We start from the raw sequence: 23,044 nt of genomic DNA, 5'->3' as shown, positions 1-23,044 counted from the left end.
TCCAACACAACACCGCCGGTCTCACCCAGACCGGCGGTGTTGTGGTCGAGACCTCAGCTGGCGTCGCGAGCCTGCGCCGCCAGCGCGCGGGTCAGGTCGGCCTGGGCCTCGCTGACATAGCGCAGGGTCGGAGCGTCCACCGCAGACGACTCAGTCGACAGCCAGGACGACAGCGCGTCGAGCGTCGGCTGCTCCGGGAGGTTGCGCGGCGACAGGTAGACCAGCACGTTCTCGCCCATCGACGAGCCGAGCCGCGTGTACACGTCCTTGGCCGCGCTCAGGTACTTGTCGACGTACGGCCGGAGCAGGTCCTCCTGGCCGGGCTGCTGGAAGCCGAGGATCGTCCGGAACTGCGTCTCGTTCGGGGTGTCCCCGGACTCGACCGCGATCCGCCACGCCTCTTCCTTGGCCTCGGCGGTCGGCCGGGCGGCCCGTGCCTGCGCGGCGCGCTCCTGCCCGGTGATCGTGGTGTCGCGGGTGAGCTCGTCCTCGATCTCGTCGGCGCCGATCCGGCCGAGCCGGGCCAGCGCGACGATCAGCGTCCAGCGCAGGTCGGTGTCGACCACCAGACCGGTCGGCAGGTCCCGGTCGTCCAGCCACGCCACCAACCGGTCTGCACCGGAGTCGGAGAACACCGCGGAGCTGTACGCGCGAGCGAACGCGAGCTGGTGGTCGCTGCCCTGCTCGGCGCCGGCCAGCAGCTCGGCGAGCGCCTGCTCGAACTGCGCCCGCAGCGCCGGCCGGTTGTCCGGGGCCGCGTACAGGTTGATCGCGTTGGTCGCCTGGGCGAGCAGCGAGCGGACACCGGTCAGGTCGGTCTCGGCCTTGATCCCGCGCAGCACGATGCCGACGTACTGGCTGGCCGGCATCTCCGCGTCCCGGGTCATGTCCCAGGCAGCGCCCCAGGCCAGGGCCCGCGGCAACGACTCGGGCAGTTGGTCGATCGACTCGACCAGCGTCGCCCGGGACCGCTCGTCCAGCCGGATCTTGGCGTAAGTGAGGTCGTCGTCGTTCAGCAGCACCAGGTCCGGCTGGGTCGCGCCGACCAGCTCGGCGAGCTCGGTGCGCGGCCCGTCGATGTCCACCTCGAACCGCTCGGTCCGCACGAGCCCTTCCCCGGTACGGCGGTACAGGCCGACGGCCAGCCGGTGCGGTCGCAGGACCGGGAAGTTCTCCGCGGCGGTCTGCTCGATCGCGAACGACGTGAAGGCGCCCTCGGAATCGACCGCGAAGTCGGCCCGCAGCGTGTTGACGCCGGCCGTCCGCAGCCAGCGCTCGGTCCAGTCGTCCAGGTCCCGCCCGGACGCCTTCTCCAGCGGCTTCAGCAGGTCGGTCAGCTCGGTGTTGCCGAACGCGTGGTCGGAGAAGTACTCCTTCAGCGCGGCGATGAAGGTGTCCTCACCGACGAACGCGACCAGCTGGCGCAGCGTCGAGGCACCCTTGGCGTAGGTGATGCCGTCGAAGTTCACCTCGACCGCGTGGAAGTCGACCATGTCCGCCGCGATCGGGTGCGTCGAGGGCAGCTGGTCCTGGCGGTAGGCCCAGTTCTTCCGCGCGTTGCAGAACGTGGTCCAGGCGCCGGCGTACTTGGTCGTCGCGACCGCCTGCGCCCAGTGGCTGGCCCACTCGGCGAACGACTCGTTCAGCCACAGGTCGTCCCACCAGGTCATCGTGACCAGGTCGCCGAACCACATGTGCGCGAGCTCGTGCAGCACTGTGTTGGAGCGGGCCTCCATCTCCGCGTGCGTGGTCCGGCTGCGGAACAGGTACTCGTCCCGCAGCGTCACGCAGCCCGCGTTCTCCATCGCGCCCATGTTGTACTCCGGCACGAACGCCTGGTCGTACTTGTGGAACGGGTACGGCGTCCCGAACGCCCGCTCGAACAGCTCGAAGCCCTGCTTGGTCACCTCGAACAGGTCGTCGATGTCGAGCGCGTCCTTCAGCGACGGCCGGCACAGCAGCGACAACGGGTAGCTGCCGTGCGGACCGTCGTACGAGTCGGTGACGACGTGGTACGGACCGGCCACGACCGCGGTGATGTACGTCGAGATCCGCTCGGTCGGCGGGAACTCCCAGCGCGCCAGCTCCTCGCCGTTCTCACCCTGGTACGGCGTGGGCTCGGGCGTCGGCGCGTTCGAGATGACCACCCAGCGCGCCGGGGCGGACACGGTGAAGGTGAAAGGGGCCTTGAGGTCCGGCTGCTCGAAGGTCGTGAACACCCGGCGGGCGTCCGGCACCTCGAACTGGGTGTAGAGGTAGGTCTCCTTGTCGGCCGGGTCGACCGAGCGGTGCAGCCCTTCACCGGTACGCGAGTAGGTGCAGTCCGCAACCACGACCAGCTCGTTGCGCTCCGCCAGCCCGTCCAGCTGGACGCGGGCGCCGTCGTACACCGTGTCCGGGTCGAGTGAGCGGCCGTTGAGGGTCACCTCACGCACCTTCTCCGCGATCAGGTCGGCGAAGGTGTCCGCGCCGGCCTCGGCGGCGAACGTGAGGGTGGTGACCGACCGGAAGGTCGGAGCGCCGCTCGGGGCGTTGGTCAGGTCCAGCTCGACCGCGTAGCTGACGTCGCTGACCACCCCGGCACGGGTACGCGCCTCGTCGCGCGTCAGGTTGGTTCCAGGCATGTCGGCATCCTATGCACCTGGCTGCCGGGATGGCTGAGGGTTTCCCCGCGACATTGGGTATTGGATACCAAGCCGGTATCTGACGCCGGATCCCGTTCCTTCAACTTTGTATGATGGTGAATATGACTGCCTCCGCCGATTTCTGGTTCGACCCGGCCTGCCCCTGGGCCTGGATGACATCTCGCTGGATGCTCGAGGTCGAGCAGGTCCGCGATGTGACGACGACCTGGCATGTGATGAGCCTGGCCGTCCTGAACGATGGCCGTGACCATCTCGACGAGAAGTACAAAGCCAATCTCCGCAACCTCTGGGGCCCGGTCCGGGTCCTGATCGCCGCCGAGCAGGCGCACGGCAACGAGGTGCTGCTGCCCCTCTACACCGCGCTCGGCAATCGAATCCATGTCGACGGCCGCGGCGTGGGCGACGGCAAGGGTGACGTGGTGCAGGAAGCCCTGGCCGAGGCCGGCCTGCCGGCTTCGCTGATCGAGGCCGCCGAGACCGACCACTACGACGACGCCCTCAAGAAGTCGCACCACGCCGGCATGGACCTGGTCGGGATGGAGGTCGGCACCCCGGTCATCTCGGTCGAGGGCGCCGCCTTCTTCGGCCCGGTCGTGACGCCGGCGCCGAAGGGCGAGGCGGCCGGCAAGCTCTGGGACGGGGTCCGGCTGGTGGCCGGCACCGAGGGCTTCTTCGAGATCAAGCGGACCCGGGACCGCGGCCCGATCTTCGACTGATTTCGGTCTGTGGTTCAAGGCTTGTTTGCGACCGGGCCAGGTGGTGAAGGTTGCTCACCGATGACTTCGTCCACCTGGTGAGTAGGTTTCCGATGACGTTGACTGTGCGGACCGGAGTGACGGCCGGTGTCGCCGTGTACGACCGCGACACCGGCCTGTTCCTGCAGCAGCACAACGCGGACCACCGGTTCCGGTCCGCGTCCGTGGTGAAGTTGCTCATAGTGCTCGACTACCTCTGGGACCGTGCTCCGGCGTACGGCGTGCCGGCGAGCGACCGGACTCGGCTCGAGGCGATGCTGCGCAGCAGCGACGACGACGCGGCGAGCCACTACTGGGACGAGCTCGGTGGTGGCTCGATCGTCGACCGGATGGTGAAGCGGCTCGGCCTGGCCCACACGGCCGGGCCGCCGGCCACCCATCCCGGATTCTGGGGGTACGTCGCCATCACGGCCGCGGACACGGTCCGGATCTATCGATACATCCTGGAGCAAGCTCCGGCGCCGGTCCGGGAGTTCGTGATGGACCTGCTGCACCGGGCCACCCGGTACGGCACGGACGGCTTCGACCAGTACTTCGGGATCGCGTCGGTGTTCGCGCAGGACTTCAGCATCAAGCAGGGCTGGTCCGGGTTCCTCGGGTCGAGCGGCTACCGCAGTGACAAGGCCAAGCCGGTGGACAGCCCGGTGGATCTGGTCAGTGACGCGTTGCACACCACCGGGACGGTCGGGCCGGGCGACCGGACCATCGTGGCGGTGTTCACGCTGCATCCGGCGGGGACGCCGTACGAGCAGGCGTACGCCGAGGTGACCCGGCTGACCGGGGCGCTGACCGTGCCCGGCGTGCCGGACCGTCGGTAGCAGGTGCAAGACTTCTGGCCATGCGAGTGCACATCGGCTCCGACCATGCCGGCTTCGAACTGAAGAACCACCTGGTCCAGCACCTCACGGCTGCCGGGCACGACGTCGTCGACCACGGCCCGGCCGTGTACGACGCCGTCGACGACTACCCGCCGTACTGCCTGCGGGCCGGTGAGGGGGTGGCGAAGGAGGACGGCAGCCTCGGCATCGTGATCGGCGGCTCCGGCAACGGCGAGCAGATCGCGGCCAACAAGGTGAAGGGGGTCCGGGCGATCCTGGCCTGGAGCACCGACACCGCGCGGCTCGGGCGCGAGCACAACAACGCGAACGTGATCAGCGTCGGGGCGCGGATGCACACCGAGGACGAGGCGACCGGGTTCGTCGACACCTTCCTGGCCACCGACTACTCCGGCGAGGACCGGCACACCCGCCGGATCGCCATGCTGTCGGACTACGAGTCGACCGGCGAGCTGCCGCCGCTGTCCTGATCCTTGTCGTCGCCATGATCCTTGTCGTCAGCCGCCGGCGGCAGCACCGGCCGGCGGTTGACCGGCTGTCGCCGGCGGGACACGTCCCGGGCCCGCATCGAGCGGCCGGTGCCGACGACCGCCGGAGTGGGCGGACCGCTGCGGCCGCCGCCCTTCGCACCACCTGTCGTCCCCATAAGAGGAATCATGCCTGAAGGTCACACCCTGCACCGGCTGGCGAACGACGTCTGGGACGCGTTCGGCGGCGGCCCGGTCCAGGCGTCCAGCCCGCAGGGCCGGTTCGCCGACGGCGCCGCGCTGCTGAACGGACATGTTCTGCGCCAGACCGAGGCCCACGGCAAGCACTTCCTCGCCGACTTCGAGGGCGCCGGCTGGCTGCACATCCACCTCGGGCTGATCGGCAAGGTCGACTTCGGCCCGGCGCCGGTCCCCGAACCGGTCGGCCAGGTCCGCCTCCGGTTGCAGAACGAGACGTCGTACGCCGATCTGCGCGGAGCGACCGTGTGTGAGGTGCTGACCGATCCCGAGCGCGAGACGTTGCTCGCGCGGCTCGGCCCGGACCCGCTGCGCGACGACGCCGATCCCGACCTGGCCTGGAAACGAATTCACCGCAGCAAGCTGCCGATCGGGCAGTTGCTGATGGACCAGGAGGTCCTGAGCGGTGTCGGCAACGTGTACCGCGCCGAGGTGCTGTTTCGCGCGAAGCTGCACCCGATGACCCGCGGCCACTTGGTGAAGAGGCGTGAGTGGCAGGGCATGTGGGACGACCTGCTCGAGCTGATGAAGTACGGCGTCGAGACCGGGCGGATCGACACTGTTGCCGACGACCACACTCCCGAGGCGATGGGGCGGGACCCGCGCCAGGACGACCACGGCGGCGAGGTGTACGTCTACCGCCGGCAGGGGCAGCGCTGCCACGTCTGTCACTCGGTGATCCGGACCGAGATATTGGCCGGGCGCAACTTGTTCTGGTGCCCCAGGTGCCAGCGCACCGGCCTCACTCGCAAGAGCTGACAGCCATCAGTTGTGTTACGAGTGGATGCGCGGACCGGGGAGTCCCGTTATCTTCTTCACACCATGAACAGGAGCCGCGGTCTCGCTGAGGTACGACGGCTCAGCCGCAGGGCTGAAGCACTGGCACGGCGCGCGCGCCGTTCGCACCAGATGGCGTTCGTCGTTTTGCTGCTGACGGCACTCGTCAGCAGCGCTTGCAGCCTTGCGTGGCCGAATCACGTGCCGGCCTCGCTGCTGGTCGTCCCGCTGCTCCTCGGCGGTCTGCTGCTGCGCTTCCGGCAGTTGGTGGCGCTGACCCTGATCACGTTGGCCGCCGGTTCCTACATCGTGATGTCGCGGCCGCCGGACCTGCCGAAGACCGGGTTCGTCCTGGTGCTCGGGATCGTCGGCTGGATCGTCATCACCTCGGCGAAGGTCCGCAGCCGGCTCGGCGTCCCGGGGACGCGCAGCGAGTCGATGCTGACGGAGTTGCGTGACACGCTCACCGCCCAGGGCGTGCTGCCGGACCTGCCGTCCGGCTGGTGGGCCGAGGCCGCGATCCGGCCCGCGGGGACCTCGACGTTCTCCGGCGACTTCGTCGTCTCGACGACCCGTGGCGACGTGCTGGAGGTCGCGCTGGTCGATGTCTCGGGCAAGGGAATCGACGCGGGCACGCGAGCGCTGCTGCTGTCCGGTGCGTTCGGTGGACTGCTCGGCGTCGTACCGGTGGTGGAGTTCCTGCCGTCGGCGAACCGGTACATGCGGCGGCAGGACTGGGACGACGACTTCGCCACTGTCGTCCACGTCGCGGTCGATCTGAAGAGCGGGGACTTCGACGTGCGGACGGCCGGTCATCCGCCGGCGATCCAGTTCGACGCGTGGTCGGGGCGGTGGCTGACGAAGGAGTCCGACGGGCCGCTGCTCGGGCTGCTGGAGGCGCCGGAGTTCGAGGTCAACCACGGGCAGTTGAAGCCGGGCGACGCGTTGTTCCTCTACAGCGACGGGATGGTCGAGACGCCGCGGCGCGACATCGGGCGGGGCACCGACCGGCTCGCCGGGCACGCGGAACGCCTTGTCGCACAGGGCTTCGAGGGCGGCGCGGCCGAGCTCGTCGCGGCGGCCGGTGGTCCGGGTGACGACTCCGCGGTCGTGATCATCCACAGGACGGCGCACGGCTAGCGGGGGCGGTCCGCCGATGGCGTAGCCTGCTCGGTCGTGACGATGGACAAGGATGTCTCCTTCGATGCGAACTCGGACCTGAGTGCGCCCGACGTCTCGTTCGAAGAGCTGCTCGCGATGATGCCGGACTCGGTGCGCGAGGTGTTCCCGCCGTACCGCTGGCAGCTGGAGAAGCTGTGGGAGCTCGATCTCAAGGTCGAGCCGGTCGAGGTCGCCGACCTGGCCTGGATGTTCGACCTGCCGCTGTGGCAGCTCGACGGCGAGCGGTTCAAGGTCACGCCGAACCAGGTCGCGGCCACCCCGATGAACTTCCGGGCCCACTACCAGCGGGTGATGGACGCCGACCTCGACCACCCGGTCAACCTGGTCGCCTACCGCGGCCGCCTGGTCGTGCTGGACGGCGCCCACCGGTTGCTGAAGGCCCACTTCCTCCGCCGCCGCTGGGTCGAGGCCACCATCGCCACCGCCACCCAGCTCCAATCCTGCGCGGTCTGAGCGTGATGTGCAAGTCGTGACTTGCACATCGATCGGTTGAGTGGCAGGGTGGAGGTATGGACAGCAGGGTGGAACGTGAGGTGTATGTCGATGCGCGGCCCGAGGTGGTGTGGGCGGCGGTGACCCACCCGGAGAACTTCGCCCGGTGGTATGCGTTCGGCGGTGCGGAGATCGACCTGCGGCCGGGTGGGCGGCTGGTGATGCGCTGGGACGAGCACGGGGAGTATCGCGGGTTCGTGGAGAAGGTGGAGCCGGGCCGGCGGTTCGCTTACCGGTATGCGGTGGATCCGGGCGTGGATGTCGCGCTGGGGAACTCGAACCTCGTCGAGTTCACCATCACGCCGGAAGGTGAGGGGACCAGGTTGCACGTGGTGGAGAGCGGGTTCGATCGGCTGGACGTGTCGGTCGAGGAGCAGGCGAAGCGGGCCGAGGAGTCGGCGCAGGGTTGGGACGGTGGTCTCGCTGCGCTCACTGAGTTGGCGCCGACGCTGTGACCGCCGTACATGTCGAAGGGGTGCTCGAGGCGTTGGGTGACCCGACACGGCGGGTCGTCGTGGAGTTGCTCGCCGCGACGGGTGGTGGGACGGCCACCTCGCTGGCGGGGCAGTTGCCCGTGACCAGGCAGGCGGTCGTGCAACATCTCGCCGTACTGCGGGAGGCCGGTCTGGTGGAGAGTCGGCGTGAGGGTCGTGAGGTCCGCTTCGAGCTTCGCCCCGCCGCTCTGACCGCGACCGCAGAGTGGATGGCAGACGTCGCGGCCCAGTGGGACAATCGGCTGCGGATCATCGCCGAGATCGCCGAGACCGCGCAGGTCGAGGCCCAACTCGACGCGCCGAGGACTATTGATGGGTGACGCGTCACCATTAGAATTGATGACATGACATCGAACAACGACGAGTACGCGCCGAGCCCGACCGACTGGGTGCGCACCCAGGTGGAGAAGGTCGAGGCGGCCGGGACCACCGAGGTGGTCGACATCATGGGGATGCGGGTCGTGCTGCTGACCATGCGCGGCGCCAAGTCGGGCAAGATCCGCAAGGTCCCGCTGATGCGGGTCGAGCACAACGGTGTGTACGCCGCCGTCGCCTCGCTCGGCGGCGCGCCGAAGAACCCGGTCTGGTACTACAACCTCAAGGCCGACCCGAAGCTCACGCTGCAGGACGGTGAGGTCACCAAGGAGTACGTCGCCCGCGAGATCGAGGGCGCGGAGTACGACGAGTGGTGGGAGCGGTCGGTCGCGGCCTACCCGCCGTACGCCGAGTACCAGACCAAGACCAGCCGGAAGATCCCGCAGTTCGTCCTGGAGCCGGTCGGCTAGTCCCCGTGCTCTGTGCGCGGACGGTCGGTTAAGTCCGCGCACAGATCCGGCCCGGATGGGCAGGTGGTCACCGGGACAGGCCTCGGCTTGTGAGACGCTGGCCGGGGTAGTCCGGCGCGCTGCGTCGACCGAGTTCTGGGAGTCGTCCTGACCACACACGACGCGGTGCAGGAACCGTTCGTCGGGTCGACGCGGTTGCGTCTGGCCGGACTGGCACTGCATGCCTATACCGCGAGCGGAACGGTGCTCGCGCTGCTGATCGTCATCGCCGCCATCGACGGCGACGCCGTCCGGGCGCTCTGGCTCGGCCTGGCCGCGCTGGTGATCGACGGAACCGACGGGATGCTCGCACGTCGGCTGCGGGTGAAGGAGACCATCCCGTGGTTCGACGGCGCGATGCTCGACAACATCGTCGACTACCTGACCTACGCGTTCGCGCCGATCGTGCTGCTCTGGACCGGCGACTACCTGCCGTCCGGCGCCTGGGGCGCGGTCCTGGCCGCCCTGCCGTTGCTTGCCTCCAGCTACCAGTTCTGCCGGGTCGACGCGAAGACCGACGACCACTTCTTCCTCGGCTTCCCCAGCTACTGGAACGTGGTCGCCTTCTACGTCGTCATCCTCGGCCTCAGCCCGGTCACCACCGGCGTCATCCTGGTGGTCTGCTCGATCCTGGTGTTCATCCCGGTCAAGTACGTCTACCCGTCCCGGACCAAGGCGTTCCGGTCCATGAACCTGCTCACGACGGCGGTCTGGCTGGCGGCATACGCCGTACTCCTCGCCCAGATGCCGGACCCGAACGCGATCGTGGTCGCGATCTCGCTGTCCTACCTGCTGTACTACGCCGTCCTCAGCCTGTACCTGACCTTCTGGGTGCCTCGGCGCAAGGCCGTGTGAGTGGTCCTAGGTCTCGGCGCGGCACTCGGTGCCGCCTTGCTGTTCGGTATCGCGTCGATCCTGCAGGCCGTCGGTTCGCGTGCGGTGCCGACCGAGTCGGAGCTTGACCCGCGGCGGCTCGGTGGATTTGTCGTCGCACTGCTCAAGCAGCCTGCGTTCCTCGCGGCGCTGCTGCTGAACCTGGCCGGCTTCGCGCTGCACTTCGTTGCCCTGCGCCTGCTTCCGCTCTACCTCGCCCAGGCCGGCATCGCCGTCAGCCTGGTCGTCACCGCCCTGCTCGCGACCCGGCTGATGTCGGACCAGCTGAGCGCGCTCGAGTGGTCCGCCGTGGTCGCAGTCTGCGTCGGCCTCGGCCTGCTCGCCGTCTCAGCCGGTCATGCGGGTGACAGCACCCGTCACCAGGGCCTCACGATCGGCCTCATCGTCGGCCTCGTGGTCATCGCCGTACTCGGCGCCATCGCCAGCCGCTCCCAGCACGGCGTCTCCACAGCGCTGCTGGGCCTGCTCGCCGGCCTCGGGTACGCCGGAGTCGCCATCTCAGCGCGGTTGCTGCAGGACGGCTCGATCGCCGAAGTCCTCCGCAGCCCGACCACCTACACCCTGGTCCTCAGCGGCGCGCTCGCCTTCATTCTCTACTCCCTGGCCCTTCAACGAGGCTCGGTAACCCTCGCCACCACCCCGATGATCGCCCTCCAAACCATCACCCCCGCCGCCGTCGGCGTCTTCGTCCTGGACGACGCCGTCCGCGCCGGCTGGTGGCCCGGAGCCGTCACCGGCTTCGTCCTGTCCGCCATCGGCTCGGTGATCCTCGTCCGCTTCGAATCCGTCAAGGACTGATCCGGGCCGGACCCCGCGGGGGTCCGGCCCGGATGCCAGGGCGACGGTCAGGTCGTCAGTTCACGATGATCCTGTCGACCTCGATCGTGATGCCCTTGACCAGTGGCGTGGAGGTGCCGGTCGTCACCGTGCCGGTACCGCGTTGCACACCCTTGATGTTCATCGAGTAGGTCATCGAACCGCCCGGAGCCCCAGGCGTGCTAGTCACCCGGTAGTCCGTGACCGGCGGGCCGGTGATCTGGCCGCCGGCCGTGCCCTCGAAGTTCTCGGCGCCGACCGTCAGGCCGTAGCCTGCGGGCGGACTGCCGGGAAGGTTGGCCGGGTCGTAGGCGTACGTGATGTCCTCGGTGCCGTTGACGCCGATCCACTGCTGGAACACCTTCAGGCTGGTCGTTCCGAACAGGTTCACCCGCCACTCCAGGACGACCCAGTCGCTCACCCCGTCGGTGAGGATGGTGGCGAAGACGCCCGGCGCCCCGGTGCCGTCGAGGTCGGTCCAGTACGACGCCAGCACGTTGTTCGGCCGGGCTGGGTCGGGCAGCGTCTGCGGCAGGAACTGCACGTCGTCCCCGGACGCTCCACCCACGACGGAGTACCCGTTGGAGGTGACCCCGATCTGGCTGTACGTCTGGCCGGCGTACACGAACGGCGGGACGTTGAAGTTGAGCGCCTGCTCGTCTCCGATCGGGGTCGGCGTGACCCCGAACGCGTCCAGCGGAATGTACCCAGCCAACGAGCCCGGCGCGATGCCCGGCGCGTCCGGCTGGCGCCCTGCCAGCGTTGCCGTCTTGGTCGCGACCTGCGTGCCGATCTTGGTCGCGCCAGTGACGCTGTTGAGCCGCAACTGCGAGCTCAGCGTGCTGACCGCGGTGACGTCCGTGGTCTGCAGGCTGTTGTTCTGCACGGTCACGGTGCAGGTCGACTGCCCGGTGTTGCGGGCGATGGTGGACGGAGTGCAGGTCTGGTCGACCGGCACGATGCCCTCCTGGCGGAAGAACGCCACCGGAAGGTGCAGGGCCCGGCTGCCGCCGACCTGCTTGAGGTTGACCTGGCCGAAGTACTGGCCGTCGGGCAGGGCGGGTGCGGTGATGGCGATCGTCAGCTTCTGCGTCTTACCGGGCTTCACCTGGAACGCCGGCGGCAGCACGCTGATGCTGGCGCCGTTGACCGTTGTGCCGGAGGCGGTGAAGGTGAGCGTCTGGTTCGTGACGTTCTTGACGACTCGCTCGGCAGTGATCACGCCCGGCATGGTCGGCGCGTTGACCGACGGCAGGTTCAGGTCGATCCGGTTCAGCGGGTCGGTGGCCGACGCGGCGTAGTTGGCCGCCGTCTCGTCCAGCGTCAGGCCGGGATTGCCGGCCTTGGTCAGGTCGATCCGGCCGCCGCCGTAGTCGAACGGGTCGGCCGGGGTGACGCGGTCGGGCTTGGTGACCGACGTCTTGGCGGTCGTCTCCAGCGCGGACTTGATCTGGCCCGGCGTCCAGGACGGGTTTAGGGCGAGGACCAGCGCAGCGGAACCGGCCACGTGCGGCGAGGACATCGACGTACCGGCGATCACCTGGTAGAGGTTCCCGGGCGGTCCCTCGGCCGGAGACTCCGGCGTCGGAGTCGCGCCGGCCATGATGTGCAGGCCGGGCGCGGTGACGTCGGGCTTGAGGAAGTCGCCACCGGGGCCACGCGACGAGAAGTGCGTCATCACGTCGCCCTGCCAGGTGGCCGTGGCGCCCTGCGTGAACGATGCGGTGGTGCCGGGGTGCGCTGCGAGGAATGCCAGCAGCGTGTCGGAGTCAGGCTTCTCGAGGTGCACGGTCGGCAACCAGTGGTTGTCGGTGAACACATCGGCCGGTGCGGCGTTGTACATGAGCATGCCGACGGCACCGCCCTGCCGGACGTTGAACCCCTTCATCACGCGGCCGGGGCTGAACTGGCAGGCGACGATCTTCCCGGCGAAGAGGCCTGCAGGTGCGGGCGTGTTGCACAGCGCGTTGTTGTACGGCGGCGCCGAGCCGAGGACGACCGGTGCCGCGGTGCTCAGGCCCGCCGTGATCGTCGCACCCGAGATGGTGGCAGTCTCGAGCGCGCCACCGGGATCGTTCAGCGTGACCGTCGAGCGGAAAGTACGGCTCTGCGTGGACGCGGCGACCGTGGTGACCCACGGGCTGCGGTGGTCGGTCGTGTTCGCGCCCGGACCGGAGTTTCCGGCCGAGGCGGAGACGAACACGCCGGCGGCGTACGCGTCGAGGAAAGCGAGCTCGACCGGGTCGCTGTACGGGTTGCTGCCGCCGGAGATCGAGAAGTTGATCACCCGGACGCCGTCGAGGATGGCCTGTGCGACGGCCTGGACGGAGTCGGACGGGAAGCAGCCCTCGGCGCCGCAGACCTTGTAGACCGAGACGGCCGCGGCCGGCGCGATGCCGGCGATCGGGCCGCGGTCGATACCGAGCGGGTTGGCGTTCGCGACCGGTCCACCGGCCGAGGTGGTGGCGGTGTGGGTGCCGTGGCCGTTCGAGTCACGCGCGCTGTCGGGGTAGACGTCGCCGCCGATCACCGCGTTGTACGTGTCGAGGAACGGCTGGCCGCCGATGAGCTTGCGGTTGCAGACGAACGGGTCCGCGGCCGGTGTCAACGGGTTGTCGCCGAAGTCGCACGTCCGCGGGGTGCCGTCCGCCTTCGGCGGCGGCGCCGGCAGCGTGCCGGGATCGGTGAAGGACGGGTGTTCCGGCCAGGCGCCGCTGTCGAGGATGCCGACGACGATGCCCTTGCCGGAGTTGGCCGAGCCCCCGAGCTGGCTGTAGATCGCCGGAGCCCCGATGAAGGAGGCACTGGAGTCGGTCAGCAGCTGCTGCGGATTGTCGGGCTGAACCGCCGCCACGCCGGGCAGCTTCAGCAGGTCGCGGGCCTTGTTCGCGGGCAGGCTGACGGCGACACCGCCGTACACGGTGCGCAGCTTCTGGCCGGCCTTCGCGCTCGGAACCCTCGTGCTCATGGCGGCGAGGAAGTCGTTCTCCATCGCGGTGACGTGTTTCAGGTATTTGGCCGAGTTGGCGCTCTTGGTGTCGAGCCGTTTGCCGGTGACCGAGGGGCTGGTGCCGGGCAGGCCCTTCAGGCCGCCGCGGTACGAGGCGAGCGAGTCGTAGTCGAGCTTGACGACGACCCGGACCTGCTTGGTCGACGTGCTGTTGACGAGATTCGGGTCGCTCTTGGCCAGCTGACCGCTGGGCGACTTGGCCCCGTTGACCGTACTGGCGACGGTCAGCGGCGTCGCCGTCCAGGGCCGGCCGTTCGGCGCGGTGGGGGACGGGTCGGCGGCTGACGCGCTCAGCGCCGGCAACGTGGCGGCGAGCAGCAGGCCGGCGGACAGGCCGGCCAGGGTGGTACGTCGAGTTGTTCGTCGGTGGATCGGTGACCTCATGCGCGGCCTCCTGTGAAGGCGGAAAGACGCCGTCACCACAAGGAGACAGACATGGGACGTCGGGCAGACGCCAGGTCGACGCAGCAGACCCCTCAGTCCTGTGACCGAACCCCCCGGGTACCGGCGTACGGCAGGCACCCCCACGGTGCCGGCCTGAGCCGAGGCTATGCCAGAACTCCGACCCCGGCTAGACCTCAGCGGGTGGGCCACTTCCACGGTGGTTCGTCGAGCGGGCGCTGGCCGTCGATGGTGGTGGCGCCGTGGTCCTTGACGAGCTCGATGGTGTGGAGGTCGTCGGTCAGGGCGTCGAGGGCGGCCAGGAACGGGCGGGAATGGGTGACGACGATGACCTGGGTGTCCTTGGCGGCCGTGACGACCAGATTGGCGAGGGCCGGGAGGAGGTCGGGGTGCAGGCTGGTTTCGGGTTCGTTGAGGACCAGGAGCTCGGGTGGGCGCGGGGTGAGGAGGGCGGCGACCCAGAGGAGGTAGCGGAGGGTCCCGTCCGACAGCTCGGCGCCGGAGAGTGGGCGGAGCAGGCCGTGCTGGCGAAAGGCGATCTCGAAGCGGCCGGCGGTGCTGACGATCTCCACCCGGCTGCCGGGGAACGCCAGCTCGACCGCCTCGTCGAGGGCGCCCTTCGCGCCGATCTCTCGGATGGTCTGCAGCGCGGCCGCTAGGTCGGCGCCCTCCGGATCGAGGATCGTCGTCCGCGTGCCGATCTGCGCACGTCGAGCGGGTGCGTCGGTGTCGGTCCGGACGTGGTCGTAGAACCGCCAGGCCCGCATGCGTTCACGCAGAGCAAGTAGCTCCGGTGCCCGTTGCGGGTCGGCGAACTCGCTGAGCATGCTGTCGAAGGGCTGGAGCACATGCCCGCCGTCCTGCCACCGCCCGTCGCTGTCGCGGATGCGCGCGCCGCCACCGCCACGCTCCATCAGCAGCGCGGCCGGGCGCAGGAACGGGCCGGCCCACAACGACTCCCGCTTGATCTCCGGATCGAGGTTGAACGCCGACGGCTCGCTCCGCACGCCGCTGACCGGAATCGGCATCCCGAAGTCGACGGCGTACCCGTAGTCGTCCGACGCGAACCCCATCCGCAGCGCCACCGGCCCGGTCCGGACGGTGCCCTGAACCGGCCTGTCTTTGCGCACATGCTCCGGTCCTGCCCACAACGTCGACTGCAGGCCGCCTTCCCGGGCAAGCGCGGCTACGGCACCGTTACGAGAGGCGTCAGCGAGCAGGCGGAGCGCGCGGTAGAGGCTGGACTTGCCGGTCCCGTTCGCCCCGGTCACCACGTTGAGCCCCCGCAGAGGCATCACCAACCGCCGCAGCGACCGATAATTCTCCACCGCCAACGTAGTCAACATGCCCTCACGCTACCCACCCCCACCGACAGAACCCGACGGAAGACGGTCGCAGTTGGCCCGCAGGTTGCAGAGGGCAACAACTGGCAACCCGGTGATTGACTGGCGGGCGACGGAGGAGCATGCGTAGCGGGCGCGTGGGGAGGACCCCACGCGCCCGCTACCGCGGTTGAATCAGGCTAGGGACTCTTCCCAGGCTTGGTGGAGGCCGGCGTAGCGGCCGCCGGTGGTTATGAGGTTGTCGGGGGAGCCGTCTTCCATGATCTGGCCGTACTCGAGGACCAGGACGCGGTCCGCCGTCTCGACCGTGGACAGGCGGTGGGCGATGACGATCGCCGTACGGTCGGCCAGGATGGTCCGCAGCGCGCGCTGGATGAGCCGCTCGCTGGGGATGTCCAGGCTCGACGTCGCCTCGTCCAGGATCAGTACAGCGGGGTCCGCCAGGAACGCCCGGGCAAACGCAACCAACTGCCGCTGCCCGGCCGACAGCCTGCTGCCGCGCTTCTCCACCTGAGTCTCGTACCCTTCAGGCAGCGCCATGATGAAGTCGTGCGCGCCGATCACCTTGGCCGCCTCGACCACCTCGTCCAGCGTGGCGGCCGGCTTGCCGAACCGGATGTTGTCCGCGACCGTCCCGGTGAACAGGAAGTTCTCCTGCGTCACCATCACCACCCGCTGGCGCAGGTCGTCCTCGGTGAGGTCGCGCAGGTCGGACCCGTCCAGCAGCACGTGACCGCTGGTCGGGTCGTAGAACCGCGCCACCAGCTTGGCGATCGTGGTCTTGCCCGCACCTGTCGTACCGACGAGCGCGAGTGTCTGCCCCGCCGGCACGTCGAGGTCGAGGCCAGGCAGCACCGAGACGCCGTCGACGTACTGGAACTGCACCTTGCGCAGCTCCAGGTGTCCCCGGCTCTTGCCCGGTCGCACCGGCTTGACCGGCTCCGGTACGTCGGGCTTCTCGTTGAGCACCCCGGACAGCTTCTCCAGGGCCGCGCTCGCGGACAGGAAGGTGTTGTAGAACTGCGAGATGTCCTGCAGCGGCTCGAAGAACTGCCGCAGGTAGAGCAGGAACGCGGTCAGCACCCCGACCGTCACGTGACCGTGGTACGCCTGGTACCCGCCGTACGCCAGGATCGCGACGATGGTGATGTTGCCGACGCCCTTGATCGACGGCATGAAGATCGCGTTCAGCCGGAACGACTCGAGGTTGGCTTCCCGGTACTTGTCGTTGACGCCGTGGAAGATCTCCTCGTTGCGCGGCTCGCGGCGGAACGCCTGGACCGCGCGGATGCCGGTCATCGACTCGACGAAGTGCACGATGACGAGTACGACGGCCTCGCGGGTACGGCGGTACACCACGGCGGACCGGCGCCGGAACCAGGCGGTGATCAGGATCAGCGCCGGGAACGACAGCAACGCCAGCAGACCGAGCTTGAAGTCCAAGGTCAGCAGCAGGATCGCGGTGCCGATCAGGGTGAGCAGCGCCGTGACCAGACTGTCGAACCCGTTGGCCAGCATCTCGTCGATGACACCGACGTCCGAGGTGAGCCGGGAGATCACCCGGCCGGAGGTGTACTTGTCGTGGAACGCCGGGCTGAGCCGCTGGAAGTGGTCGAACACCCGGCGGCGCAGCCCGAGCAGGATGGTCTGGCCGAGCTTGCCGGACCGCATCAGGAACAGCTGCCGGGCGAAGGCCTGCACCAACGCCATCACGAAGACCGTGACCACGATCGTGATCAGGGTTCGTGGACCTTCGCCGGCGAGGATCGGCGGGATGCCGTTGTCGATGCCGAGGTGGACCAGGTACGGCACCGCGAGCCGGGCGGCGTTCTCGACCACGACGATCACGACCAGCAGCCAGATCATCTTGGAATACGGCCGGAGCAGCTCGCCGAGGAGTTTACGCGAGTCCTCCTTCAACCGGATGGTCGTTGCCCTCGACAACTCCCGGTCGCCCTCGTCCTCGAAGTACCCCCGCCAGGACTGTTCCGCCGACTTCTCCTCCTCGGCGTCGGACTCAGGAGGTGTCTGCTGCGTTGTCGTCATGCGTGCACCTCCTCTTCCTCGGCCGCGAGCAGCAGCCGGTACGCCGGTACGTCGGTCAGCAGCTCCTGGTGCGTGCCGACGTGGGTGATCGTGCCGTTCTGGAGCAGGGCTACCTTGTCCGCCAGCATCACCGTCGACGCGCGGTGCGCGACCACGATGCCGGTGGTGTCGGAGAGCACGTTGCGCAACGCCTCCTCGACCAGCGCCTCGGTGTGTACGTCGAGTGCCGACAGCGTGTCGTCGAGCACCAGGACGGCGGGCTTGGCGAGCACCGCCCGGGCCAGCGCAAGCCGTTGCCGTTGGCCACCGGACAGCGACATGCCCTGCTCGCCGACGCGGGTCTCCAGGCCCCACGGCAGGTCGTTGACGAACTCGGCCTGCGCGACCTGAAGGGCCTGCTCGATCTCTGCCTCGGTCGCGTCCGGCCGGCCGAGGGTGAGGTTCTCCCGGACGCTCATCGAGAACAGCGTCGGGTCGTCGAACGCGGACGCGACCGCGCCGCGCAGCGACTGCAGGGTCAGGTCCCGGACGTCGTGCCCGTCCAGCGTGATCCGCCCGCCGGTCACGTCGTACAGGCGTGGAACCAGTGCGGTCAGGGTGGTCTTGCCGGACCCGGTGGCGCCGACCAGGGCGAGCGTCGTACCGGGGGTGAGGTCGAGGTTGACGTCGTGCAGGACCTCGGGGGAGTCGGGGGAGAACCGGAAGCTGACGTTCTCGAACCGCAGGTGGCCGCGGGGGTTCGCCAGCTCCTCGTCGCCCGACTGGATGGTGGACCAGGTGTCCAGGATCTCGCTGATCCGGTCCGCCGCGGTCATCGACTCCTGCGCCATCGCCAGGATGGCGCCGAGCGACGTGACCGGCCAGATCAGCGACAGCATCAGCGTGATGAAGGCGACCAGGGTGCCGAGGGTGATCGCCTCCCGGCCGACGGCGAGCGCGCCGAGCAGCAGCACGACCACCAGGGTCAGGTTGGGGATCACGCCCAGGAAGCTCCAGAACCGCGACGCCAGCCGGACCTTGTCGACGGAGGTGTTGAACAGGGTGATGGCGCCGTCGTCGAACTGCTGCTGGACGTGCTGGCGCCGGCCGAACGCCTTGATCACCCGGAAACCGAGCGCGGATTCCTCGATCCGGGTGGCCAGGTCGCCCTGCTGGTCCTGGACCTTCCGGGAGATCACCAGGTACTTGTGCTCGAACTTGAGCGACACCACGATGATCGGCACCGCTGCCGCGAGCACGACGACACCGAGCGGCCAGTACAGCCGCAGCAGCAGGGTGGTGACGACCACAAGCTGGAGGATGTTCATCACCAGGAACAGCAGGCCGAAGCCCATGAACCGGCGGATGGTGGACAGGTCGGTGGTGACCCGGGAGAGCAGCTGGCCACTCTGCCAGCGGGTGTGGAACTCCATCGGGAGGGACTGCAACCGCACATACAGGTCGTGCCGGAGGGTGGCCTCGAGGTCGCTGACCGTCCGGGACTGGGCCCAGCGGCGGACCCAGACCAGGATCACTTCGGAGATGCTGAGGCCGAGGGCGAGCAGTGCCAGCGGGACCAGCAGATCGAGCTCGCGGCGGGTGACCGGGCCGTCGATGATGGCCCTGGTGACGAGGGGGACGGTGAGGCTGACGCCGACGCCCAGCATGGCGGTGGAGAACATCGTCACCAAGCGCCAGCGGTGTGGTCGGAGATAGGGGCGGAGCCGCCAGAGGTTGCGGCTGCGTTCGGGTGCTCTGGTGGTAGGGGCTGCAATCGACGGCGCTTGGGCAGGTCTCTCTGAGGGCATCTGGACGGGCGCACTTCCCATCATGCTCGGATCGTGGGGGTTGCCACCGGAAAACGGCGCACTTTCCAGTATCGCCTACGGGTAAGCGCTTGTCCCTCGAATTCCATTCCCCGGCGATGAATAACCTCGTGTCGCAATAGGCGACCCCCGCCACCACGCGGTGACGGGGGTCACAGTGATTACGAATCGCGATAGGTCTACGGATTGACCCGCAGGAACGCGATGCCGTCGATCGTGGCCGGCGCCGTGGAGGTGGAGACGATCTTGACCGCGCCGGTCCGGAACGGCGTGATCGGCAGGTAGGTCACCTTGCGGGCCGTCGTGGTCGCTGCCAGCGAGACTGTGCCGATCTTGATGTTCGCGTGGTAGATGTCGACCCGGCCCTGCCCGGGTCCGTGGATCGCGACCAGGGCGATCCGGGCGCCGGCCTCCGCGGTCTTGGTCAGATATGCGCCGTTCGCCTTCAGGATCGACGTTGTGCCCTGGAACGCGAGCGTGCTGGTCGACCGCGTCACCGACCCGGCCGAGGTGAGGGCGCGGTCGTCCTGGGGCGCGACGGCGCAGATCTGCGGCGACCAGGCGGACAGGTTGCCCAGGTAGTCGCGGGAGCGGACCAGGAAGCACTCGTCCCAGCCCAGCCGCGGGGTCCAGGTAATCGACGTGATCTTGGTGTTCTGCCAGATCGGCGGGTAGATCCACTTACCCAGAGCAACGCCCGGTGCGGCGATCTTGTAGACCACGTCGTACGACTCCACGTCGGTGTCGTCCTTGTAGGCCCAGCGGAACGTCACCGGCGCCGTGACGGCGACCCGGTCGCCGATTCGGAGTGTCTGCAGCGTAGGCGCCGTACCGTCGACCTCGCTGCAGTACGACGTGCTCCAGGCGCTCACGTTGCCCGCGTAGTCGCGTGCCCTGACCTGCCAGCACGTGTCGGTGCCAATCGCTGCGGTGTAGCTCGCGCCCGTCGTCTTCAGGCCCTGCCACGAGGGGACTTGATTCCAGGCGCCGTACGGCGATGTGCGGTTCGGGCGCTGCTGGATGCGTAGGTCGTACGAGTCGACGCCGGTCGCGGGGGAGTTGGGGTCCTGCGGGTCGGTGTACGCCCACTCGAAGGACAGGCTCGTGTTGTCGCGGATGCGGTCGCCTGCCGACGCGCTGGTTAGCACGGGAGCGACCGTATCCGGGCGCTGCTGCGGGTCGGCGGTGAGCCAGCTCAGGGTGATGACGCGGGCCTTCGAGTCCGGGTCGGCGTACACGATCTTGGCCAGGCCGGAGCCGTCGGCGCGGATGGCGGCGGGCTGCCGGACCGGTCCGTAGGTGCGCTGGCCGAGGTCCGGGTCGTTCAGGTCAGTGACGAGGAGGTTCTGGTCGGTGGTCGTCTGGACGGTGAAGCCGTTGCCGAGTTGGGAGTCGGCGGCGACGGTGAGGTTGCGCGGGGCCTGTGGGCCCTTCACGTCCACCACCTGGCCGCAGCCGTTCAGCAGGGCCCAGCGGCCGTTGACGCGGTCCGGTCCGACTGCACAGTTGCTGGCGACCAGGACTGTCTTGACGGTGCCAGTGGCGAGGTCCTTGCCGGTGAGCTGTCCGGGGTCGGTGACCTTCCAGACCGTGCTGTCGGACATGGCGAACGGCGGGGCGTAGTCGGCCAGCTTGGTCTTGGTGGCGACGTCGTACACCTCTGCGCTCGCCGCGTTGGGGGTGCGGTGGGAGACGAGCTTGCCGCCCTTGCCGAGGATCACCTCGTCCGCTGCGGGGAACGTGAGGCCGCCGACCTTCGCCGTACCCGCCTGGTAGGTGAGCAGGGACGAGCCCTCGAGCTGGAAGGGCTTGGTGTCGTTCGTGCCGCCCGTAGCGGTCCAGGTCGTGCCGTTGTTGCTGGTCTCCCAGAGCGTCTGGTCGGTCCGGTCTGTCGTCACCACCCGGGCGCCGGAGAGGCCGACGTCGCCGACCTGTGCCGTGGGCGTTCGGGGTGTGACCAGTACGCCTTCGCCCAGGTGCTCCGGTGGATCGGCTGCCATCACCTGACTCGCCAGCACCGGTACCAGAGCGATCGCACAGGCGACCGCGGCCGCCTTGACCCGCAACCTGACCACAAGAACCCCCTCGGCGCCGCTCCCCAGCGCGCCCGTCGACACAGGGCGGCACCCTAGCCAGTAACCACCGGTAACGGAAGCGCTTACCGGCCTGGTCCAGACTGTGTGCCGGGTTTCGCGGGTGGTGAACAGGCTCTGCCGGGGGCGAACAGGTGTAGTCGGGCGAATGTGCTCGGTGACAGGTTGCCGGGCATGGCTTGGGTCGTCAGGGGCGAGTTCCGGAAGCTGTGGGTCGGGCAGTTGGTGTCGGCGTCGGGGAGTGCAATCACCACGGTCGCGCTGCCGCTGGTCGCCGTACTGACCCTGCATGCGTCGCCTGTGGAGATGGGTGTGATGGCGGCGCTGACTGTGGCCCCGCACCTCGTCTTCGGGTTGCCGGCCGGTGTTTGGGTGGACCGGTGGTCGCTGCGGCGGGTGCTGGTGGTGACGGACGTTGGGCGGGCAGTCCTGCTCGGGTCCATCCCGGCCGCGGCGGCTGTGGGTGCGTTGGGGATGTGGCAGTTGTACGTCGTGGCCGTGCTGGCCGGTGTGTTCACGCTGCTGTCCGAGACCGCGTCGATGACTTTGATGCCCGCGCTGGTGCCGCGTGACGAGCTGATCCGAGCCAACAGCGCGCACCTGCTCAACCTGAACGTGGCGTCGACAGCGGGGCCTTCTGTGGCGGGGTTGCTGGTGCAGGTGGTGACTGCGCCGTTTGCGATCTTGTTCGATGCGGCGTCGTACGTGGTGTCTGCGGTGGCGTCGTACCTGATCCGTGAGCCTCGGCGTGAGGTGGCTGAGCGGTCGGAGGTGCGGCTGACGGACGGGCTGCGGACGATCTTCGGCAGTCCGGTGCTGGCGCCGTTGGCGGTGTCCGCGACGGTCGGTGCGATTGCCGGCTCGTTGCAGGGGCCGCTGATCGTTCTCTACCTGGTCCGCGAGCTCCAGTGGGCGCCTGCGCTTGTCGGGGTGGCAATCACGGTCTTTGGAGCGGCCGCCATTGTCGGGTCGCTGATCGCGCCTGGGTGGATCCGCTTGGTCGGCATCGGGCGCGGTTACATCACAGGGCAGTTCATAGCGTCCCTGACCGGTGCTGCGCTGGCGGTCGGCTTCGCTCCGGTCGTTTTGCTGGGCCAGGCATTGGCCGGGCTGGGCATGTCGCTGTTCGCCGTTCCCCAGCGCACTCTGCGACAGTCGCTGGTCCCGTCCAGTTCCCTAGCTCAGGTCACAGCCACCTGGCGCACTCTGGTGATCGGCGGGCAGTCCCTAGGCGCCCTCACGTCGGGCCTACTAGCCACCACCCTCGGCCTCCGCCCCACCCTCCTCCTGTCCACGGCCGCCATGCTCATCGGCACGCTTGTCGCGGTCCTTTCACCCCTCCGCAAGGTTGCTGTCCTCGAGTGGGTGGGCGATCTGGCCGCCCGATGACCAGGAGAGGTCGGTGATGATGCGGGTGGTCGTGTCGTCGAGCGTGCTGGTGGAGTCGATGATCTGCTCGCCCGGTACGCCGAGGAGGTCGCACGGTTGGTACCAGTCGCGCAGCTTGTCCGCGGTGACGCCGTACGACGGCTTGGTGTGATGTCGCCGTACGGTCTCCTCGAAGGGGAGCTGGAAGTAGTACACGCCCGTGTGGCCGGCGTGGTCGGCGATCAACTGGCGGACCATCGCGCCGTACGTCGGGCTGTAGAGGATGCCTTCGAGGATGACGTGGTAGCCGTTGTCGAGCGCGTACCGGACCGTCTGGTCGATCAGGCCGATGTTGGGCGCGGCCGGCCGGTCGTGCTCGCGGAGCAGGATTCGCCGCAGGTAGTCCTGCTCGACCCAGGCGACTCCGCGGCCGACTCGTCGCCGTACCTCCTGCGCTGTGGTGCTCTTGCCCGAGGCTGAGTTCCCTCGAAGCACGACCAATCGTGACGACTCATCCCCGACCTTCGGCACCTGGGA

General features: G+C 68.8%; 20 protein-coding genes. 12 read left to right on the top strand and 8 right to left on the bottom strand.

Annotated elements, in window-relative coordinates:
• Positions 1-53 precede the first annotated feature (53 nt).
• Positions 54-2,624, bottom strand: a complete 2,571-nt coding sequence (gene pepN / locus AB0H36_RS10480) for an aminopeptidase N (protein WP_360519752.1) — start codon at positions 2,622-2,624, stop codon at positions 54-56.
• A gap of 122 nt (positions 2,625-2,746) precedes the next feature.
• Here pepN and AB0H36_RS10475 point away from each other — a divergent pair, with 122 nt between their 5' ends.
• From AB0H36_RS10475 to AB0H36_RS10465, 3 genes are all read left to right on the top strand, one after another.
• Positions 2,747-3,361, top strand: coding sequence for a DsbA family protein (locus AB0H36_RS10475; protein WP_360519750.1), 615 nt, complete (start codon positions 2,747-2,749; stop codon positions 3,359-3,361).
• A gap of 92 nt (positions 3,362-3,453) precedes the next feature.
• Positions 3,454-4,218 (top strand): hypothetical protein, encoded by a 765-nt coding sequence (locus AB0H36_RS10470; protein WP_360519748.1) that lies wholly within the window; start codon positions 3,454-3,456, stop codon positions 4,216-4,218.
• 20 nt (positions 4,219-4,238) lie between these two features.
• A complete protein-coding gene (locus tag AB0H36_RS10465) occupies positions 4,239-4,706 on the top strand; it encodes a ribose-5-phosphate isomerase (RefSeq protein WP_360519746.1) in 468 nt (155 codons plus the stop codon).
• Here AB0H36_RS10465 and AB0H36_RS10460 read toward each other — a convergent pair.
• Positions 4,670-4,882 carry a hypothetical protein gene (locus tag AB0H36_RS10460; protein ID WP_360519744.1) on the bottom strand — a complete coding sequence of 71 codons (213 nt, stop codon included), beginning with the start codon at positions 4,880-4,882 and terminating at the stop codon, positions 4,670-4,672. The genes AB0H36_RS10465 and AB0H36_RS10460 overlap by 37 nt on opposite strands.
• A 10-nt stretch (positions 4,883-4,892) precedes the next feature.
• On the opposite strand from AB0H36_RS10460, the gene AB0H36_RS10455 reads away from it, so the two are divergent.
• The 8 genes from AB0H36_RS10455 to AB0H36_RS10420 all read left to right on the top strand — a co-directional run bounded on the left by AB0H36_RS10455 (position 4,893) and on the right by AB0H36_RS10420 (position 10,422).
• Positions 4,893-5,720, top strand: a complete 828-nt coding sequence (locus AB0H36_RS10455; RefSeq protein ID WP_360519742.1) for a DNA-formamidopyrimidine glycosylase family protein — start codon at positions 4,893-4,895, stop codon at positions 5,718-5,720.
• A 63-nt stretch (positions 5,721-5,783) separates the two neighbouring features.
• The gene (locus tag AB0H36_RS10450; RefSeq protein WP_360519740.1) at positions 5,784-6,878 is read left to right on the top strand and encodes a PP2C family protein-serine/threonine phosphatase; all 1,095 of its coding nucleotides are present in this window, start codon (positions 5,784-5,786) and stop codon (positions 6,876-6,878) included.
• A 42-nt stretch (positions 6,879-6,920) separates the two neighbouring features.
• Entirely contained in the window at positions 6,921-7,373 is a 453-nt protein-coding gene (locus tag AB0H36_RS10445) for a hypothetical protein (RefSeq protein ID WP_360519857.1), read from the top strand.
• A 56-nt stretch (positions 7,374-7,429) separates the two neighbouring features.
• Positions 7,430-7,867: an SRPBCC domain-containing protein gene (locus AB0H36_RS10440; RefSeq protein WP_360519738.1), complete on the top strand. Its 438-nt coding sequence runs from the start codon at positions 7,430-7,432 to the stop codon at positions 7,865-7,867.
• On the top strand, positions 7,864-8,226 hold the full coding sequence (locus AB0H36_RS10435; protein ID WP_360519736.1) for a metalloregulator ArsR/SmtB family transcription factor: 363 nt from the start codon (positions 7,864-7,866) through the stop codon (positions 8,224-8,226). The genes AB0H36_RS10440 and AB0H36_RS10435 overlap by 4 nt, the downstream gene beginning before the upstream one ends.
• A gap of 24 nt (positions 8,227-8,250) precedes the next feature.
• Positions 8,251-8,691: a nitroreductase family deazaflavin-dependent oxidoreductase gene (locus AB0H36_RS10430; RefSeq protein ID WP_360519734.1), complete on the top strand. Its 441-nt coding sequence runs from the start codon at positions 8,251-8,253 to the stop codon at positions 8,689-8,691.
• A gap of 165 nt (positions 8,692-8,856) precedes the next feature.
• Positions 8,857-9,585, top strand: a complete 729-nt coding sequence (locus tag AB0H36_RS10425) for a CDP-alcohol phosphatidyltransferase family protein (protein ID WP_360519732.1) — start codon at positions 8,857-8,859, stop codon at positions 9,583-9,585.
• On the top strand, positions 9,586-10,422 hold the full coding sequence (locus AB0H36_RS10420; protein WP_360519730.1) for a hypothetical protein: 837 nt from the start codon (positions 9,586-9,588) through the stop codon (positions 10,420-10,422). It abuts the gene before it with no gap.
• A 55-nt stretch (positions 10,423-10,477) separates the two neighbouring features.
• Here AB0H36_RS10420 and AB0H36_RS10415 read toward each other — a convergent pair whose 3' ends face one another.
• From AB0H36_RS10415 to AB0H36_RS10395, 5 genes are all read right to left on the bottom strand, one after another.
• Positions 10,478-13,834, bottom strand: a complete 3,357-nt coding sequence (locus tag AB0H36_RS10415) for a S8 family serine peptidase (protein ID WP_360519728.1) — start codon at positions 13,832-13,834, stop codon at positions 10,478-10,480.
• A gap of 194 nt (positions 13,835-14,028) precedes the next feature.
• On the bottom strand, positions 14,029-15,198 hold the full coding sequence (locus AB0H36_RS10410) for an AAA family ATPase (RefSeq protein WP_360519726.1): 1,170 nt from the start codon (positions 15,196-15,198) through the stop codon (positions 14,029-14,031).
• A gap of 171 nt (positions 15,199-15,369) precedes the next feature.
• Positions 15,370-17,241, bottom strand: a complete 1,872-nt coding sequence (locus AB0H36_RS10405; protein ID WP_360519724.1) for an ABC transporter ATP-binding protein — start codon at positions 17,239-17,241, stop codon at positions 15,370-15,372.
• A complete protein-coding gene (locus AB0H36_RS10400) occupies positions 17,238-18,902 on the bottom strand; it encodes an ABC transporter ATP-binding protein (RefSeq protein ID WP_360519855.1) in 1,665 nt (554 codons plus the stop codon). The genes AB0H36_RS10405 and AB0H36_RS10400 overlap by 4 nt, the downstream gene beginning before the upstream one ends.
• 323 nt (positions 18,903-19,225) lie before the next feature.
• Positions 19,226-21,121, bottom strand: coding sequence for a hypothetical protein (locus AB0H36_RS10395; protein ID WP_360519722.1), 1,896 nt, complete (start codon positions 21,119-21,121; stop codon positions 19,226-19,228).
• A gap of 192 nt (positions 21,122-21,313) precedes the next feature.
• On the opposite strand from AB0H36_RS10395, the gene AB0H36_RS10390 reads away from it, so the two are divergent.
• The gene (locus tag AB0H36_RS10390) at positions 21,314-22,528 is read left to right on the top strand and encodes an MFS transporter (protein ID WP_360519720.1); all 1,215 of its coding nucleotides are present in this window, start codon (positions 21,314-21,316) and stop codon (positions 22,526-22,528) included.
• On the opposite strand, the gene AB0H36_RS10385 is transcribed toward AB0H36_RS10390, so the two are convergent.
• A complete protein-coding gene (locus AB0H36_RS10385) occupies positions 22,472-23,038 on the bottom strand; it encodes an AAA family ATPase (RefSeq protein ID WP_360519718.1) in 567 nt (188 codons plus the stop codon). The genes AB0H36_RS10390 and AB0H36_RS10385 overlap by 57 nt on opposite strands.
• Positions 23,039-23,044 lie beyond the last annotated feature (6 nt).

This window comes from Kribbella sp. NPDC050820, assembly GCF_040653975.1.
Classification (GTDB): domain Bacteria; phylum Actinomycetota; class Actinomycetes; order Propionibacteriales; family Kribbellaceae; genus Kribbella.
Note: the sequence above shows the minus strand (reverse complement) of the source record. Positions and strands in the feature narration are given on the sequence as shown.